Source organism: Tangfeifania diversioriginum, assembly GCF_900141875.1.
GTDB lineage: Bacteria > Bacteroidota > Bacteroidia > Bacteroidales > Prolixibacteraceae > Tangfeifania > Tangfeifania diversioriginum.
In genome coordinates, this window is sequence record NZ_FQZE01000023.1 from 1 (window position 1) to 16,378 (window position 16,378).

At 42.3% G+C, this 16,378-nt stretch carries 16 protein-coding genes and 1 tRNA gene; 9 read left to right on the top strand and 8 right to left on the bottom strand.

Annotation, left to right across the window (positions count from 1 at the left end; all coding sequences use genetic code 11):
* Nucleotides 1-153 precede the first annotated feature (153 nt).
* From glmM to BUC07_RS14090, 4 genes are all read right to left on the bottom strand, one after another.
* On the bottom strand, nucleotides 154-1,536 hold the full coding sequence (gene glmM / locus BUC07_RS14075; protein WP_073170725.1) for a phosphoglucosamine mutase: 1,383 nt from the start codon (nucleotides 1,534-1,536) through the stop codon (nucleotides 154-156).
* 70 nt (nucleotides 1,537-1,606) lie between these two features.
* Complete coding sequence (locus BUC07_RS14080; RefSeq protein ID WP_139279595.1) at nucleotides 1,607-2,248, bottom strand: hypothetical protein; 642 nt, start codon at nucleotides 2,246-2,248, stop codon at nucleotides 1,607-1,609.
* 38 nt (nucleotides 2,249-2,286) lie between these two features.
* Complete coding sequence (locus BUC07_RS14085) at nucleotides 2,287-2,778, bottom strand: RNA polymerase sigma factor (protein ID WP_073170731.1); 492 nt, start codon at nucleotides 2,776-2,778, stop codon at nucleotides 2,287-2,289.
* A 72-nt stretch (nucleotides 2,779-2,850) separates the two neighbouring features.
* Nucleotides 2,851-3,747 carry a pseudouridine synthase gene (locus tag BUC07_RS14090; RefSeq protein WP_217652707.1) on the bottom strand — a complete coding sequence of 299 codons (897 nt, stop codon included), beginning with the start codon at nucleotides 3,745-3,747 and terminating at the stop codon, nucleotides 2,851-2,853.
* A 110-nt stretch (nucleotides 3,748-3,857) separates the two neighbouring features.
* Between BUC07_RS14090 and BUC07_RS14095 the strand changes: the two genes are divergently transcribed.
* Entirely contained in the window at nucleotides 3,858-4,628 is a 771-nt protein-coding gene (locus tag BUC07_RS14095) for a TIGR00266 family protein (protein ID WP_073170734.1), read from the top strand.
* Between the two features lie 94 nt (nucleotides 4,629-4,722).
* On the opposite strand, the gene BUC07_RS14100 is transcribed toward BUC07_RS14095, so the two are convergent.
* On the bottom strand, nucleotides 4,723-6,057 hold the full coding sequence (locus BUC07_RS14100; protein WP_073170737.1) for a deoxyguanosinetriphosphate triphosphohydrolase: 1,335 nt from the start codon (nucleotides 6,055-6,057) through the stop codon (nucleotides 4,723-4,725).
* A gap of 152 nt (nucleotides 6,058-6,209) precedes the next feature.
* Nucleotides 6,210-6,911, bottom strand: a complete 702-nt coding sequence (locus BUC07_RS14105; protein ID WP_073170740.1) for a M48 family metallopeptidase — start codon at nucleotides 6,909-6,911, stop codon at nucleotides 6,210-6,212.
* Nucleotides 6,912-6,948: 37 nt separating this feature from the next.
* On the opposite strand from BUC07_RS14105, the gene BUC07_RS14110 reads away from it, so the two are divergent.
* The 6 genes from BUC07_RS14110 (at nucleotide 6,949) to BUC07_RS14135 (ending at nucleotide 12,299) form a co-directional block, all read left to right on the top strand.
* Nucleotides 6,949-7,653, top strand: coding sequence for a hypothetical protein (locus tag BUC07_RS14110; protein WP_073170742.1), 705 nt, complete (start codon nucleotides 6,949-6,951; stop codon nucleotides 7,651-7,653).
* 167 nt (nucleotides 7,654-7,820) lie between these two features.
* Entirely contained in the window at nucleotides 7,821-9,044 is a 1,224-nt protein-coding gene (locus BUC07_RS14115; RefSeq protein WP_073170745.1) for an efflux RND transporter periplasmic adaptor subunit, read from the top strand.
* A 9-nt stretch (nucleotides 9,045-9,053) separates the two neighbouring features.
* Nucleotides 9,054-10,562 carry a TolC family protein gene (locus tag BUC07_RS14120; RefSeq protein ID WP_073170748.1) on the top strand — a complete coding sequence of 503 codons (1,509 nt, stop codon included), beginning with the start codon at nucleotides 9,054-9,056 and terminating at the stop codon, nucleotides 10,560-10,562.
* Between the two features lie 306 nt (nucleotides 10,563-10,868).
* Nucleotides 10,869-11,300 (top strand): hypothetical protein, encoded by a 432-nt coding sequence (locus BUC07_RS14125; RefSeq protein WP_073170751.1) that lies wholly within the window; start codon nucleotides 10,869-10,871, stop codon nucleotides 11,298-11,300.
* Nucleotides 11,257-11,880, top strand: a complete 624-nt coding sequence (locus BUC07_RS14130; protein WP_139279596.1) for a hypothetical protein — start codon at nucleotides 11,257-11,259, stop codon at nucleotides 11,878-11,880. Before BUC07_RS14125 ends, BUC07_RS14130 begins: the two co-directional genes overlap by 44 nt.
* Complete coding sequence (locus tag BUC07_RS14135; RefSeq protein ID WP_073170756.1) at nucleotides 11,877-12,299, top strand: protein-export chaperone SecB; 423 nt, start codon at nucleotides 11,877-11,879, stop codon at nucleotides 12,297-12,299. Before BUC07_RS14130 ends, BUC07_RS14135 begins: the two co-directional genes overlap by 4 nt.
* Nucleotides 12,300-12,386: 87 nt before the next feature.
* Here the strand turns inward: BUC07_RS14135 and BUC07_RS14140 are convergent.
* Nucleotides 12,387-12,460 (bottom strand) — tRNA-Ala (locus tag BUC07_RS14140).
* 252 nt (nucleotides 12,461-12,712) lie between these two features.
* Here BUC07_RS14140 and BUC07_RS14150 point away from each other — a divergent pair.
* Entirely contained in the window at nucleotides 12,713-13,402 is a 690-nt protein-coding gene (locus BUC07_RS14150; protein WP_073170762.1) for an energy transducer TonB, read from the top strand.
* Nucleotides 13,403-13,513: 111 nt separating this feature from the next.
* The gene (hflX, locus tag BUC07_RS14155; protein WP_073170765.1) at nucleotides 13,514-14,719 is read left to right on the top strand and encodes a GTPase HflX; all 1,206 of its coding nucleotides are present in this window, start codon (nucleotides 13,514-13,516) and stop codon (nucleotides 14,717-14,719) included.
* A 42-nt stretch (nucleotides 14,720-14,761) separates the two neighbouring features.
* Here hflX and BUC07_RS14160 read toward each other — a convergent pair whose 3' ends face one another.
* Nucleotides 14,762-16,315: a bifunctional GNAT family N-acetyltransferase/carbon-nitrogen hydrolase family protein gene (locus BUC07_RS14160; protein ID WP_175552538.1), complete on the bottom strand. Its 1,554-nt coding sequence runs from the start codon at nucleotides 16,313-16,315 to the stop codon at nucleotides 14,762-14,764.
* Nucleotides 16,316-16,378 lie beyond the last annotated feature (63 nt).

The window sequence follows — 16,378 nt, forward strand, 5'->3', positions numbered from 1 at the left end:
GCCACTTTTGGAGAGACTGAACTATTCATAAATTTTAAAAATATGAATAAAGTTCAGGTTAATCCCGACTTAGATGAAGTTGAACTTTTAAAAAAAGTTTTACTGAATCTTAGTCGCTATCGCGAGATAGGGATTATTTGTGAATAATCCGGGCTAAACGATCGATTTGATTTCTTCAATCATTTTTTGCGCCAACTTCTCCGTTTCCTCAACCGATCTTGCTTCGGAATAAATGCGGATAATCGGTTCGGTATTCGATTTGCGCAAATGCACCCACGAATTTTCAAAATCAATTTTCACCCCGTCGATGTCGTTTACCTTTTCGTGGCTGTATTTCTCTTTCATTTTTAGCAAAATAACATCCACATCAATTTCAGGTGTGAGTTCAATTTTATTTTTCGACATGAAATAGTCAGGGTAGGTTTTCCGCAGTTCTGAACATTTCATCCCCGATTTGGCGAGGTGCGTGAGAAACAAAGCAGCACCAACCAGCGCATCGCGTCCGTAGTGACTGGCCGGATAAATAACGCCGCCATTTCCTTCGCCGCCAATCACAGCGTTTGTTTCTTTCATTTTGGCCACCACATTTACTTCGCCAACTGCAGATGCAGTGTAAGTTTTCCCGTGCTTTTCGGTTACATCGCGCAGCACGCGGCTCGATGAAAGATTGGAAACTGTGCTGCCGGGAGTCTGGCTCAACACGTAATCGCTTACGGCGGCCAGCGTGTATTCTTCGCTGAACATGCTGCCATCTTCATTAATAATCACCAGCCGGTCCACATCCGGATCGACTACAAATCCCACATCCACATTGCTTTTGCCAATTATCGATGAAGTTTCTTTCAGGTTCTCCGGAATAGGTTCGGGTGTGTGTGCAAAATGGCCGGTGGTTTCGCAATTGATTTCCACTACGTTTTTTATTCCGAGTGCACTGAAAAGCGCCGGCATGGCAATTCCACCCACCGAATTCACGGCATCCACAGCCACGGAGAAACCGGCTTTTTGAATGGCTTCCACATCTACCAACTCCAAGTCCAGCACTTTCTGAACATGGATTTGCGTGTAATCTTTTTCAGAAACTTCTCCCAAATCATCCACTTCGGCAAATTCAAAATTTTCTGCTTCGGCATATTCAAGAATTTGAACGCCTTCTTCGGCATTCAAAAATTCGCCTTTTGAGTTCAGCAGTTTCAGGGCGTTCCACTGTTTCGGATTGTGGCTCGCCGTAAGAATCAGTCCGCCATCGGCATTTTCTTCGGTAACAGCAATTTCGGTAGTGGGTGTTGTGGCCAGCCCGATATTTACCACATTGCAGCCCATACCGGTTAAAGTGGCCACAACAAGCGCACTTACCATTTCGCCTGAAATGCGTGCATCGCGGCCTACAACTACTTTTATTTTTTGATTGTTTGAGTTTTGTTTGGCCCAGGTGGCATAGGCAGCAGTGAATTTCACCACGTCGAGCGGACTGAGACCTTCGCCGGGTTTGCCGCCAATTGTACCTCTGATCCCGGAAATTGATTTTATTAACGCCATTTTTGTTCCATTTTAGTTTAAGGAAACAAAATTAACAACCTTCCCCGAAATTCAGGAATTGAACAGGCAATTAAATAATCTCGTCGAGTTCGTTTAGCGTATTTTTCAGTTTATGAATGTAATTTCCGTAAAGGCGGCGAAATCCCCAGCGCATGAGCAGGAATATTCCGCCTACCATCAGTACCAAAACCACAAATCCCACCAGGATGGTAAGCAGTAGCATTGGCAGCGGAATATCGGACATGAGGACACCGTTGTCGGCGGCACTCTCTTCCATTCCGTTGTACAAACCGGTTATAAAAGAAACCGTCATGGCTGCCGACAGGAAAATAAGCGCCAGGAAAAACAACCGTTGATAAATTTTGAGGGTTTTAATTATTTTCACGAGCGTTTCGCGGAGGTTGCAGCTAATATCGCAGCTTTTCTTCACCCGGTAATATTTCACCACAAAATAGATGAATGTTACAAAAATTAATGCATTGGTGAAAATGCTCAGGAAGTTAAGCCACAGGGGTATTTCAAAGTCGCTTCCCATGCTCTCCAGTAACATGGGCGAAAAGAAAAAGTCGTCTAAAATAAAAAGGGCGATCAGGATAAAAAGTATTCCGAATCCAATTTTAATATTTCGGTCGATTCGTTCGATCAGATTACTGGTATGCTTACGGAGCATCTCTTCGATCTGGCTTTCGTTAAGTTCCTCTTTGGAACTCATTTTTTGCCAGGCCTTTTTTAAGTCATTCAGTTCCATAATCAATCCTCTTCTTTAACCATCAGTTTTTTTAGTTTCTTTTTAATGCGGTTCATTTTCACCCGCACATAGTTTTGTGTAATGCCAGTAATCTCCGCAATTTCTTCGTACTTTTTATTTTCCAGAAACAACAGGATTATCGATTTTTCAATTCCGCTCAGTTGTTTTACAGCCTTGTGCAAAAGTTTAATACTTTCTTCGGTTTCGGTATCGTAATTCTCATCCGCAATCTGAAAATTCTGGGACGACAAGCGGCTTTGATCGGGCCGGCGTTTACTTTTTTTGAACGAAGTGATAGCCGTATTCAGCGCCACTCGGTACATCCATGTTGTTACCTTCGATTCTTTCCGAAACGAGGGATACGATTTCCACAACTGCGCCACGATTTCCTGGAACAGATCATCTCTGTCGTCCTGAGAATCGCAATACAGGCTGCACACTTTGTAAATGATACCCTGGTTCTTCTGAATTATTTGCAAAAATTCCTTCTCCAAAACTGAACTATTAGTAAAAGGATAGCTAAAAAATTACATTTAAAATTCGAATTTAGATGGAATGAAACCGGACTATTTCATTTTTAAAAATTGCACCTCTTTTTTTGAAAGGATACGCCACCTGCCGCGCGGCAGATTTTTTTTGGTGAGGCCGGCAAAATATACACGGTCGAGTTTTTTCACTTTGTACCCCAGGTGCTCGAATATACGGCGCACAATCCGGTTGCGCCCCGAATGGATTTCAAGGCCGATCTCGGTTTTGTCGGCCGGATCGATAAAACTGACGGCATCGGCGGCAATTTTACCGTCTTCCAGCTCAACGCCATCGGCAATCTGGAGCACGTCGTTTTTGGTCACCGGTTTATTGAGCGTTACCTGGTATATTTTTTTCACTTTGTGGCTCGGGTGGGTCAGTTTGTCGGAAAGCTCGCCGTCGTTGGTCAGCAGCAAAACGCCGGTTGTGTTGCGGTCGAGGCGGCCCACCGGGTAAATACGTTCGTCGCAGGCATCTTTCACCAAATCCATCACCGTGCGGTCGGCATGCGGATCCTGGGTGGTGGTCATAAAATCTTTCGGTTTGTTGAGCAAGACGTAAACCTTTTTTTCGGCATTCAGCCTGCGCCCGTCAAACCGCACATCGTCGGACATTTTCACCTTCACCCCCATTTCGGTAACCGGTTCGCCGTTAACGGTTACCAGCCCTGCTGCAATGTATTTATCGGCCTCGCGCCTCGAGCAAACGCCTGAGTTGGCAATAAATCGGTTCAGGCGCATTTCTCCGGTGGTGGCTGTCCTTTCGGGCCTGCTCCGTGGCAGTTTCCCTGTTTTGGGTTTAACCCCTTCCGGCCTTTTTTTCAGCCTGATTACTTTTTTCCCTGAAGCTCGCTCTTTTCCTAACGATCTTTCATTTTTACCCTTTCTCCTGTTGTCCGACGCATCCCTGCGTCCTTTTCCCTGATTCCTGTTCATATTGACTTTCAAATTTTTGCAAAGGTCGGAAAAAATCTGCATTTATTTTCCTTACCGGAATAAAAACAAAAATTATAACTTTAGCTCCGCAAAATATAAAACATAAAATTATGCAATCGCACGAAATTGATTATAAAATTCTGGGCCACGATGTGCAGCTGGTAGAAGTGGAGCTCGATCCGGGCGAAACGGTAATTGCCGAAGCCGGCGCTATGCTTTACATGGACGATGAAATTGAATATACCGCCCGCATGGGCGACGGTTCCAACCCGCAAGCCGGTTTTTTCGATAAAATCCTTTCAGCCGGTTCGCGGTTGATTACAGGCGAGTCGCTGTTCCTCACCCATTTTACCAACCAGGGTTTTGGCAAAAAGCATGTGGCTTTTGCAGCACCTTATCCCGGAACCATCATCCCGCTTAACCTGGCTGCTTTCGGTGGAAACATAATTGTGCAACGTGATGCCTTTTTGTGTGCTGCACTGGGCACAAAAATTTCCATCACTTTCAGTAAGAAACTGGGCGCGGGCTTTTTTGGCGGCGAAGGCTTTGTTTTGCAGCAGTTGCAGGGCGACGGAAATGCGTTTGTTCATGCCGGCGGAACTGTTATCGAAAAAGAACTGAACAACGAAGTACTGAAAGTGGATACCGGCTGCATTGTGGGTTTTGAACCCACCATCGATTACAGCATCGAGAAAGCAGGGAATTTGCGTTCCATGGTTTTTGGCGGCGAGGGAATTTTCCTGGCCACCCTGCGCGGCACCGGAAAAGTGTGGCTGCAAAGTATGCCCATCCGAAAACTGATTCGTGAACTTTCGCCTGCCGGAGGAAATACCCGGAAAGAATCGCGTGGCGGGTTGCTGAATAATTTACTGGAGGGATAACATAAGTTGACAGTCGCAGTCACAGTAGGCAGTAGAAATTAAATTGTTAACCGGAGGTTCGTTTATTGTGACTGCGACTGAGAACTGCGACTTCTTAAATTACCCCCGGCAAACTGATTCCTTTAATTTTCCGGTACAAATCGAGGGCGAAAATGTCGGTCATTCCCGAGATGAAATCCACGGCCGACTGGATTTTGTGGTACAGGCTGTCGCTTTGCGGATGGTACTGTGCAGGTAGCAACGACAGGATTTTTTTGTTGTACCTGTCCTCCGGATTGATGACTGCCCCCACAAACTCATCGAGCAAGGTGCCGATAATTTTATAACCGGCAATTTCAATTTCAACCACGGTGCGGTGGGCATACACTTCTGAAAAAGAGATTTCTTTCACCTGTTTCATGGCCGCTGCCTGCCGGTTTTGCAGTGAACCCACCAGGCTTTTCGAAAAACTTCCGGTTAAAATAGCGTCGTAGTTTTCTTCAAAAATCCGCATGCTTTCGTGAATCAGCTTGCCAATAACACCGGCGCGCAGAAAGCTGATCTTCTCATTTTGGTCAGCTACTTTCTGCAATGTATTTTCAATTCGTTGCAACGTTTTTTGGTCTTGGACAGGATCATAAAAATTCAGGAACAATTCTTTTACACGTTCATATTTCAGAATTCCCAGTTTAAAGGCATCTTCCAAATCCATAATCTGGTAACAAATATCATCGGCGGCCTCCACCAGGTAAACCAGCGGATAGCGCTGAAACGAAAGTTCTTCTTCTGTTTTTTTCGGCACCTGCAGTTCTGTGGCAATTTTTTGAAATTGATCTTTTTCCGACTGAAAAAAGCCGAATTTCTGCTTGGTAGCCAGCGGCGATTCAAACGGGTATTTTACAATGCTGGCCAGCGTGGGATAAGTAAGCGCAAAACCGCCGGGCCGTTTCCCGGCAAACTGGTGGGAAAGCAGCCGCAAAGCATTGGCATTCCCGTCGAACCGGATAAAATCGCTCCATTCTCCCGGGGAAAGCTGGTTTTCAAACTCCTTCCCCGCCCCATTTTGAAAGAAGTTGGAAATGGCCGATTCGCCCGAGTGGCCAAATGGCGGGTTGCCTAAATCGTGGGCCAGGCACGCGGCCGAAACAATGGTGCCAACTTCCGGGGCAAGTATATTTTCCGGGTTTTCATCTGTCACTTTTTCTGAAAGTAAATTTCCCAGCGAGCGCCCCACACTGGCTACTTCTAAACTGTGCGTGAGCCGGTTGTGCACAAAAATATGTTCGGGCAGCGGAAAAACCTGCGTTTTATTCTGCATCCTGCGGAAAGGCGACGAAAAGATTATGCGGTCGTAATCGCGCTGAAACTGCGTCCTGTCCTCTGGTCTGGACGAAGTTTTCCACTCTTCCATTCCTAACCGCTTTGTTGAAAGTAATTGATTCCAGTTCATGCTTTAAAAAAATTACAGTAATTCAAGCTCCAAAAAACAAATAAATTTCAAATCTCAAAATTCAATTATCGAAACATTCTCACTGAAAATTTGGAATTTGAGACGTTGAGCATTGGAATTTAATTGAGATTTGGATTTTGTTTTTTGGATTTTCACAATGTGTATGTCGAATATTTTTTCACCTGTCTGGCCAGTTCACGCGCCCGGCACTCTGTAGCCTGATCGAGTTTCTCCCAGAACTTTTCGCTGTGGTTTTTTATTTCGGTATGCACCAGCTCGTGCAGCAGAATGTAGTCGATAAGTTCGTCGGGAAGTTTCATCATTTGCAGGTTGAGGCTGATATTGTTGCGCGACGAACAGCTTCCCCAGTTGCGTTTGTTGTTGCGGATGGTTACATTGTTATAGCTGAACCCGTGCTTTTGTGCCAGTTCTTTCAAACGCGGGGGCAGCAGCAGATGTGCCTCAACCCTGTAAACTTGTGTGAGTATTTGTTCAACTGCCATTCGCGCATTTTCCGACTGAAAGTCCTGAATGAAAATAATTACATCATCATTTTGAACATCTACTTTACCGGTTACAGGCCCTTTTTTCAAAAAAACCGAATGCTTTTTTGTTTTCATGAAAAAACCTTCGGTAAATGAAACTTGTTTTGCCCCGGCTTTCTCCTGCTGCTTTCGAATCCATGCTTCACTTTGCTCAAGAAAAGAAAGCACCTCTTTTTCTGATACAAAAAAGGGAAATGAAACCAGCACCGACTTATCGGGTTTTACACTGATTTTTAACTTTTTAGACCTTCGGTTCCGGTAAAAAGTTACCGGACCAATGCTTTTAAAGTGAACTACTTTGTTTGGCATTCGTTTCTATTAAAAATAAAATCAAAGATACCATATTATGGAACAGAACAAAAAATCAGAAGTGTTTACTAATCTCACCAAACACGTTACCATTGTTGCTGTTGAAGATAAAGTGCTGCCCGGCAGCCTTGTTTTTGAAGCCCAAAACCAGTTCCCCGGTTATTATCACGAAACCCCTACCAATCCGGAACCGGTGTACATCTACCTTGTGCTCGACAGGCAATACCCGCTGGAAGAAGTGCTTCGCGCCACGCAAAACATCGAAAAAGAGTATAAATGGGAGTTTGATTCCGGTAAAGGATATATGCGCATTGGTTCGCAATTCCTGAATGTTATTCGCGTCCGGCACCTGCCCGAACTCGACCTGGTGGAAAAAATACAGGAAGCCTACCAAAAGCAGGGGATTCATTTTTTAATGAATAAAAAGCTGCAAGGAAAACTGGAAGCTGAAGTGAAAATTGTAAAGTTTTTGATGCTCAAAAAATTGGGTGAAGGTGTTTACATCGAATCAAAAGACGATAATTTTGGGTATATTGAAATACCAAAATACCTTCCGCACGATGCATTCATTAAAGTTACAATGGACGTAAAATACAACTGGAGCGGCCACGAATTTGATGCAGCCTCTTGTTCGTTTTACAAAGACGGTAAACTCTATGAATCTGTGCGCATTCTTTCCAACAAAATAGATGCGGATTATTTGCTAAAAATAAGAAAACTATACCTGGAGAAAATCAGATAATTACTTCCCTGTTTTACCCTGAACATTTTATGCCACATTTCATCTGATGTTGATATTGGAATAAAAAAGGTTTTATTATTTTTGCCTTTCGCGAATTGCAAGTCTCTAATATTATTAATCCATCAGTTTTTTACCTTTATGTTTTACCAAAACCAACTAAATTAAAAATGGGAAGCCAAAAAAAAATCAAAGTTTTCCTGCTTGTTGCATTTGCCCTTATTGCATTAGCAGCAATAGCTTACTACTCACGACTGTTTGTCCCCAATACCGTAAAACCAGGCAGTTTCACCACCCAAATTGTTGAACGCGGTCAGGTTATTTCGGCAACCGACGCTACCGGAATTGTTGAATCGGAGAATGAAGTTTTGGTCTTAAGCCCCGGCACCGGCATAATTCAATCCATTTTGGCAGAGCCCGGAAGCCGTGTAAAAAAAGGAGATCTAATCCTGCAACTCAACACCGATGCGGTGAGCGATCAAATCGAAAACATTAAAGACCAGCTGGAAGTCAGGAGAAACAGCCTGAAACGAACCAGGTTAAACGCGCAAAGCACGCGGCTCGATTTGGAATATAACGAAGAAGTTAAAAAGTTAAGAATTGCCAATTTGGAATCGCAACTGGCCGATCAGAAACAACTGCTTGATGTGGGTGGTATTTCGCCCGCCCGGCTCGACCAGACCGAACAGGAAATTACGCTGGCAGAAAAAGATCTGAAAACTTTGGTTGAAAAGAATTCCATCAGGTTACAGCAGCTGGAAGCTGAAGAACAGGGCCTCCTGTTACAAATAGGAATGCAGGAGAAAAACCTGGACGAGCAAGAGCGCCTGCTGGAAAAAATGAGCATCAGGGCACCTTCTGACGGCATAATTCTTACCATAAACGGCCAGGAAGGAGAAAAAGTGGGAACCGACAACCTGCTGGTGCGTTTATCTGACCTTACTTCATTTAAAATTAGCGGTTCGGTTGAAGAACAACATGCCAAACAGCTAAAAACAGGGAACAAAGTAATTGTAATGGTTGACGGTGAACAACTGGAAGGAACTGTTGGAAATATTACACCACGCGTAGAAAACAATAAAGTTCAGTTCAATGTACATCTCCAACAGAGCAGCCACCCAAAACTTATTGCCAACCAGCAGGTACAAATCCAAATCATTAACAGCCTAAAAAACAACACACTAAGAATCAGAAAAATCCCGGATTTTGAAGACAGTAAAAAGCAGAAAAAATTTATAGTTGAAGGCGACAAAGCCATTCAGAAAGAATTTACCCTGGGCATTATTGGCAACGAATACTGTGAAATTCTGTCGGGACTGAACGAAGGAGATATAGTTGTAACGGAAGGCCTGAATGCGTTCAGGCACATCGATGAAATAGAAATTCAAAAGTAAACCCGAGAAATGAAAACGTTTTACTTACTGATAATAACGGGTTTAATATTTTTCACAAACCCGGTTTTCGCTCAAGTTGACAACATCAAAGACAGTTTAACATTAGAAGACGTAATTGATTTGGCGCTTACCCACTCACCCACTTCCAAGTACGTTCAAAACCAAAATGTGAACTATTTTTGGCGCTACCGGAATTTTAAAACCCGTTTCAGGCCACAGCTAACACTGTCGGGTGATTTGCCCAACTACACGCACACTACCCAGCCCATTACCCAACCCGACGGGAGTATCGAATTCAAACAGGTTTCCAATCTTGCAGCATCGGCCAACCTCTCGCTAAGCCAGTCCATCCCGCAGTTGGGAACAAATATTTGGGCAAGTACTTCAGCCCATGGAATCCGCAACTTAAACAAAAATGAAATCGGATTTTCAGGCAGTCCTTTTGTTATCGGTTTTAGCCAGCCCCTGTTTGCCTACAACTGGATGAAATGGTACCGAAAAACTGAACCCATGATTTACGACGAAGCCCAGAAACGTTACATTCAGCAAATTGAGGAAATTGCGCTGAATACTACCTACCGCTTTTTTAATTACCTGATGGTCCAGACCAATTATAAGCTGGCCGAAAATAATTTAAAAAACAGCAAGGATAACCTCCGGATTTCACAAACGAAAAAGGAACTGGGGCAAATTTCAGAAAATGATTTTTCACGAATCGAACTCTCGGTGTTAAATGCCCAAAAAGCCCTGAACCAGGCCAGCATGGACCTAAAAAATACTGATTTTGAACTAAAAAGATATGTTGGCCTTGAACAATCAATGGAAATCGATCTGGAAATCCCCCTGAACATCCGCTTTTTTGACATTGATGTGGACAAGGCGGTTCAAAAAGCAAGAGAAAACCGCCAGGAAACAACACTCTACCAGCGCCGCTTAATCAATGCCGACCGCGAACTGGCCCAGGCAAAAAACAGCACAGGCCTGAGCACCACCCTGCGCGGAAGCTTTGGATTATCGAACAGTGCCGAAACATTTACAGGCATTTACGACCAACCCGAACGCGACCGGATGTTACGCATTTCGTTAAGCATTCCCATTCTCGACTGGGGACGTTCGGCTTCAACTGTAAAACTGGCCGAATCGGAAAGAGAACTCACCATTTACAACGTAAATAAAGATATTGAAGAGTTTGACCGCTCGGTGATTGTGCAGGTTGAGCAGTTTGGCCTTTTGCAAGACCAGTTACGAACAGCCACTGAAGCTGATAAAGTTGCTGAGAACGGATACCAGATTGCACTCCGGAAATTCCAAAACGGAGAACTCAGTATCACCGATCTGAACATCGCCCTGCAGGAACGCGAGCAGGCAAAACGCGATTATATTCGTTCTATCCAAAGTTTCTGGGTGGCCTATTACCGGCTCAGGGTGCTTACCCTTTTCGATTTTGAAAAAGGACACAATATTACCTACGGAAACGAAATGCTCGATGACCAGAATGTGGGCGGGTTGTTTTTCTGAAAATGTATTTTTTCACTGAAAATAATAAGAGCTTAATGCGAAAAAATAAGGATGGCTCATTGAGCATCCTTCTTGTTTTATAACCAATTTTCAAAACAACTCCTTGAAAAAACATCCTGAATTTAAAGTGTTACAAGATAGTTTTGTTCGTGCCTGATTGAGTAAAATTGAATCTAATTTAGCAAATATTAAAACTATTGTGGTAATTTATTTTGTGCTGTCAATTATTGCAGGGGTAATTATTGGAATATCAATGGCAGGTATTTAAATTTTATTCTATATTTGTGAACTCCAATTTGAAGTTTTGTGAGTGAATTAATCCAAAAATCAAGCGAAAACTTTGACGCAATAGATAAGTTAATTGAACAGAATTTGAAAGCGCCTGTTATTCATTGTGCGTATTATAGTAGTCTTCAATTAATTATTCATTACAGTTATGAATATAGCAAATTAACAGAGGAAGAAGCACTTAGAGAAGTCAAATCAAAAGGTTCACACCTTTTTTATTTAAACATCTATGTAAAAGAAATAAGAAAGATAAATGCTCGAAATGCTTCTCAATTCTACAAATTTTTTACTAATTTTAAAAGAAAAAGAACTGAGGCAGACTATTACAACACTCAAATATTTGAATCTGACTTAAAACAGGCAAAGAAATTTGCGCAAGTTATTAGAGAATTTATAAGACTTATACATGATGAAGGAAAATGCGAAAACATATATAACATCAAAGCTTAAAGAACTGCTAAATTCAGTTCCTAATATTAAGGTCATATATAAAAATGATTCTCTTAGTCAAGAGCACTTAATTAAAGTTTTGCCGAAGGAGCAGTATGAGCACAATGAAGATTTTCATGAATTTGAAGAGAATATAATATTTGATTTTATTGATAATTATCCCACAGAAAGTCTTGTCTTTTTAACTGATGATGAATGGATTGATGTAAAGATTCCAGACGAAATATTTGTCGGTCAAGATTTTTACACTTACAAAGAACAAGAAGTCGAAGTTGAAATTATCGACAACAACGAAGAAGTAACCAAATTTGCTGACAATGAGTTGTTTGAATTTGACAGTGTTAATGAAGATGACATTGAGTTATCCGATGACATGTTTGAATCCTTTTATGGAATTTTTTCCAATTCAGTAGAGACAATAACAATTTCAAACGTTATTGATGAAGATTTTTATGGCACAGAAATTATTGAAGAATTTTGTTACTTTTTTAAAGAAAAAGACTTAAAAGAAAAAAATTCGGCAAATGATTCACAGTACGAATCCTCTTGTGAATATAACAACTACGCATTAGCAGCATGAAAAACGGACAAATAAGTCAGGCACCATTTAGATTAAAAAACTTTTTCTTTTCGGAAAGCAGCATAAAAATTGAACCTTCTACGAAGGCACAAAGTATAGATATTAGCATCCAGCCACAAGGACTAGTTAATGAATCTGAAAAAACTTTTGAACTTGAATTATTTGTTAATATTGAATCAAAAGATGGTCTCAAGATTTCAATTAAACTAATTGGAACCTTTGAATTTAAGGAAGTTGTCAAGAATGAAAATCTCAGTAATTATTTCTTCGTTAATGCTCCTGCAATTATTTTTCCTTATCTGAGAAGTTACATTTCTGCTCTCACTGCTCTCTCTGGAAGTAAAACAATTATTTTACCTCCAATGAACATGTCATCTTTAGGTAAACAATTAGAAGAAAACACCACCAGAAAAGAATAAAACACACCAAATTCTCATCTGGTTGCCTAAAAAGAAAAACGAACACCGTTAAAGTATTCATTTTCAATTCAATATAAAAATTATTCGTGGAGCATATCGGAATCGAACCGATGACCTCTTGACTGCCAGTCAAACGCTCTAGCCAACTGAGCTAATGCCCCAATAATTTTAGCGGCTGCAAATATAAAAAAATTCTTTCTCAAATAGAATTGTGGTAAAGTTTTTGTACCTTTTTAAAATAAAAACAACAAAAACAAAGTACGTTTCATGAACAGTGTTCATGGCTGACCGGTTGTCAGCATTTGAAATATAAAAAAATTTGATTTGTAAATGCCAATTATTTTTTATCTTTAACCCCTTCAATTTAGGGTTGCTTCAAAAGAAATTAATAAAATATAAAAAACAATAACGCTATGGAAGTAAAAAAATCACCAAAAGCCGATTTAGAGAACAAAAGGAACGTTTTCCTTTGGATCGGCCTTGTTGTTGCACTGGGCGTAGTACTTGCCGCTTTCGAGTACAAAACCAACCCCAAAGCAACCGAATCGCTGGGTGAGGTTCAAATGCAGGAAGTTGAGGAAGAAATTATCCCTATCACCCGCGAACAGGAAGTACAACCACCGCCACCACCACCACCGCCAAAAGTAGTTGAAGTACTCAACATTGTTGACGATGACGTGGAAATTGAAGACGAGCTGGTAATTGAAGATACGGAAGCAGATGATGAAACCATTGTGGATGTTGCTCCCGTAATTGAAACAGAAGAAGAAGAAGAGGAAGAAGAAGCAAAAGTATTCTTCATTGTTGAAGACATGCCTGAATTCCCGGGAGGAGAAATGGCCCTGAGGCAGTACATTGCCAACTCCATTAAATACCCGGTTATTGCACAGGAAAACGGAATCCAGGGGAAAGTGTATGTAACCTTTGTAGTAAACAAAGACGGTAGTGTAACCGATGCCCGCATTGCAAGGGGCGTTGACCCGTCGCTCGACAAAGAAGCACTGCGTGTGGTAAACACCCTACCGAAATGGAAACCCGGAAAACAACGTGGCGAACCGGTTCGCGTTTCTTATACAGTTCCGATAAACTTTGTATTACAATAAAAAGAAGAAACATATTATTGCACTCCTGGTCCCCGCGGGGCCGGGAGTTTTTTATGGTTTATACTGAACTTTTTCGGTGACAACCATATTATACTTTCAGAAACAGAATATATGATTGAAACCACTCCTGAAACAGAAAAAGCGGTTATTGTCGGACTGATTTATAAAGATCAGGACGAAAAACAGGCCACTGAATACCTCGACGAACTCGAATTTTTGGCCGATACCGCCGGCGCCGAGGTGGTGAAAAGATTCACCCAGAAACTCGACATGCCCAATGTGGCCACTTTTGTTGGACCCGGCAAGTTAGAAGAAATTGGCAACTACATAAAAGTAGTAGAAGCTGATACGATTATTTTCGACGATGAGCTATCTCCAACACAACTGCGGAACGTAGAACGAAAGCTGAGCTGCAAAGTACTCGACCGCACCAACCTCATTCTCGACATTTTTGCACGCCGTGCCAAAACAGCTCATGCCAAAACACAGGTTGAACTGGCGCAATATCAGTACCTTTTACCCAGGCTCACCCGCATGTGGACTCACCTTGAGCGGCAACGCGGGGGAATTGGGTTACGCGGCCCCGGGGAAACCCAGATTGAAACCGACCGCCGGATTATCCTCGATAAAATTTCGCGACTGAAAGAACAACTCAAAAAAATTGACAAGCAAAAAGCCACCCAGCGTAAAAACCGGGGCAAACTGGTACGTGTGGCTTTGGTAGGCTACACCAATGTAGGCAAATCAACCATTATGAATATGATGGCAAAATCGGATGTATTTGCCGAAAACAAACTTTTTGCCACGCTCGACACCACCGTGAGGAAAGTTGTAATTGTTAACCTCCCGTTTTTAATGGCCGACACCGTTGGGTTTATCCGCAAACTGCCGCATGATTTGGTAGAATCGTTCAAATCTACCCTCGACGAAGTACGCGAAGCTGACATTTTAGTGCATGTAGTGGATATTTCGCATCCGGGATTTGAGGAGCAAATTGATACGGTAAACAGTACCCTGGATGAAATCGAATCAGGAGAAAAGCCCGTTATTTATGCGTTCAATAAAATTGATGCCTACGAACATATTCATAAAGATGAAGATGACCTGACTCCAAAAACAAAGGAAAACTTCACGCTGGAGGAGTGGAAAAATTCGTGGATGGCAAAAAACAATACGCCTGCCATTTTCATTTCGGCAAAAAAGAAACAAAACATCGAAGAATTCAAAAAAATTATTTACGATGAGGTGAAACAAATTCACTCGCAACGCTTTCCGTTTAACGATTATCTTTACGATATAACCTGGGAAGAAGAATAACCTGCACAAAAACTTTCGTGACAAGTATTTTTTGACTGCAATCTAAACCCGCTTAGTATTTGCCGGCATTTTATCGGTATTGAGGCAAACCGAGTACAAATCGGTGCGCCGGTCTTTCAAATTACGGACTGCACCAAAATTGTGGAGCTCTTTCAGTAAATCCAAATCCACATCGGCAACCAGTATCATTTCCGTATTGGGTGTGGCTTCTGCTTTAATTCCGTTGGCCGGAAATGAAAAATCGCTTGGAGTAAATACCACCGACTGGGCAAACTGAATGTCCATATTTTCTACTTTTGGCAAATTGCCCACACAGCCGGCAATGGCCACGTAGCATTCATTTTCAATGGCACGCGAACGGGCACAGTACCTCACTCTCGAATAGCCGTTTTGCGTATCGGTAAGAAAGGGTACAAAAAGAATGCTCATCCCCTGCTGTGCCAAAATCCTCGACAGTTCGGGAAATTCCACGTCGTAACAAATCAGCACACCAACCGGTCCGCAGTCGGTTTCAAAAACTTCCACCAAATCACCGCCCGAAAGTCCCCACGTTTTAATTTCATCGGGCGTAACATGTACTTTTGTGTATGATTCATAGGTTCCGTTCCGGCGGCACAAGAACCCGGTATTGAAAAGCTTGTCGTCTTTCACCAGCGGAAAACTTCCGGTTACAATATTAATGTTGTAAGTAATGGCCAGGTTGATAAACCGCTCCAGAATTTCATCCGTATAATCGGCCAGCTTCCGGATGGCTTCGGCATAGCCCAGGTGGTTGTAATCGGCCATCAGCGGGGCATTAAAATACTCCGGGAAAAGAACAAAATCGCCGTTGTAACTGGCCACTGCATCCACAAAATATTCTACCTGGGTAAACAGTTCATCAATGTTATTGTAGAGCCGCATCTGCCACTGAACAAGTCCCAGCCGCACTACGGATTTATAACCGCTGGTCTTGTCCGAAACTTTCTGGTAATAAATATTGTCCCATTGCAACAGCACGGCATATTCCTCCGATTCCTTATCGCCTGATATATAACCCTTCAGGACTTTTTTTACGTGAAAATCGTTGGAAAGCTGAAAGTTAAGTACCGGATCATTGATTTCCTGGTATTTTACTTTCTGGATGTACTCTTTTGGCGACAGCTCAGAAGAATACTTGTAGTAGTTGGGAATGCGCCCGCCAAAAACAATTGCCTTCAGGTTCAGTTGCTCGCACAGTTCTTTTCGTGCATCGTACAACCGGCGGCCCAGCCTCATTCCACGGAATTCGGGCCGGATAAACACATCAATTCCGTAAAGTGTATTTCCCTTTGGGTTGTGCGTATTAAAGCTGTAATTGCCAATAATCTCTTCATATCTATGATCGTCGCCAAACAACTCATATTTTACAATAATAGATAACGCTGACCCCACAACAACTCCATCAACAACTACTGCGAGTTGGCCTTCCGGGAAAATTTTCACCAACTTCCGGATGTCCTTCTTCTCCCAGTAATCTTCCTGCCAGTTGGGATAGGCATCCAGCAACGATTTGTGCATTTCTTCATAATCGTCGATATTCAGCTGCCGCACTTCAACTTTACCAATATTATCCATGATTTGAGTGTTGTTTTTTATTTGTGTAAAAATAAAAAAGAAGCTGCCGGGAAAGTACTTTTC

Coding starts and splice junctions, on each gene's coding strand:
- glmM (WP_073170725.1), bottom strand. CDS start 1,536: ATGGCGTTAATAAAATCAATTTCCGGGATCAGAGGTACAATTGGCGGC.
- BUC07_RS14080 (WP_139279595.1), bottom strand. CDS start 2,248: ATGAGTTCCAAAGAGGAACTTAACGAAAGCCAGATCGAAGAGATGCTC.
- BUC07_RS14090 (WP_217652707.1), bottom strand. CDS start 3,747: ATGAACAGGAATCAGGGAAAAGGACGCAGGGATGCGTCGGACAACAGG.
- BUC07_RS14095 (WP_073170734.1), top strand. CDS start 3,858: ATGCAATCGCACGAAATTGATTATAAAATTCTGGGCCACGATGTGCAG.
- BUC07_RS14100 (WP_073170737.1), bottom strand. CDS start 6,057: ATGAACTGGAATCAATTACTTTCAACAAAGCGGTTAGGAATGGAAGAG.
- BUC07_RS14105 (WP_073170740.1), bottom strand. CDS start 6,911: ATGCCAAACAAAGTAGTTCACTTTAAAAGCATTGGTCCGGTAACTTTT.
- BUC07_RS14110 (WP_073170742.1), top strand. CDS start 6,949: ATGGAACAGAACAAAAAATCAGAAGTGTTTACTAATCTCACCAAACAC.
- BUC07_RS14115 (WP_073170745.1), top strand. CDS start 7,821: ATGGGAAGCCAAAAAAAAATCAAAGTTTTCCTGCTTGTTGCATTTGCC.
- BUC07_RS14120 (WP_073170748.1), top strand. CDS start 9,054: ATGAAAACGTTTTACTTACTGATAATAACGGGTTTAATATTTTTCACA.
- BUC07_RS14130 (WP_139279596.1), top strand. CDS start 11,257: ATGATGAAGGAAAATGCGAAAACATATATAACATCAAAGCTTAAAGAA.
- BUC07_RS14135 (WP_073170756.1), top strand. CDS start 11,877: ATGAAAAACGGACAAATAAGTCAGGCACCATTTAGATTAAAAAACTTT.
- BUC07_RS14150 (WP_073170762.1), top strand. CDS start 12,713: ATGGAAGTAAAAAAATCACCAAAAGCCGATTTAGAGAACAAAAGGAAC.
- hflX (WP_073170765.1), top strand. CDS start 13,514: ATGATTGAAACCACTCCTGAAACAGAAAAAGCGGTTATTGTCGGACTG.
- BUC07_RS14160 (WP_175552538.1), bottom strand. CDS start 16,315: ATGGATAATATTGGTAAAGTTGAAGTGCGGCAGCTGAATATCGACGAT.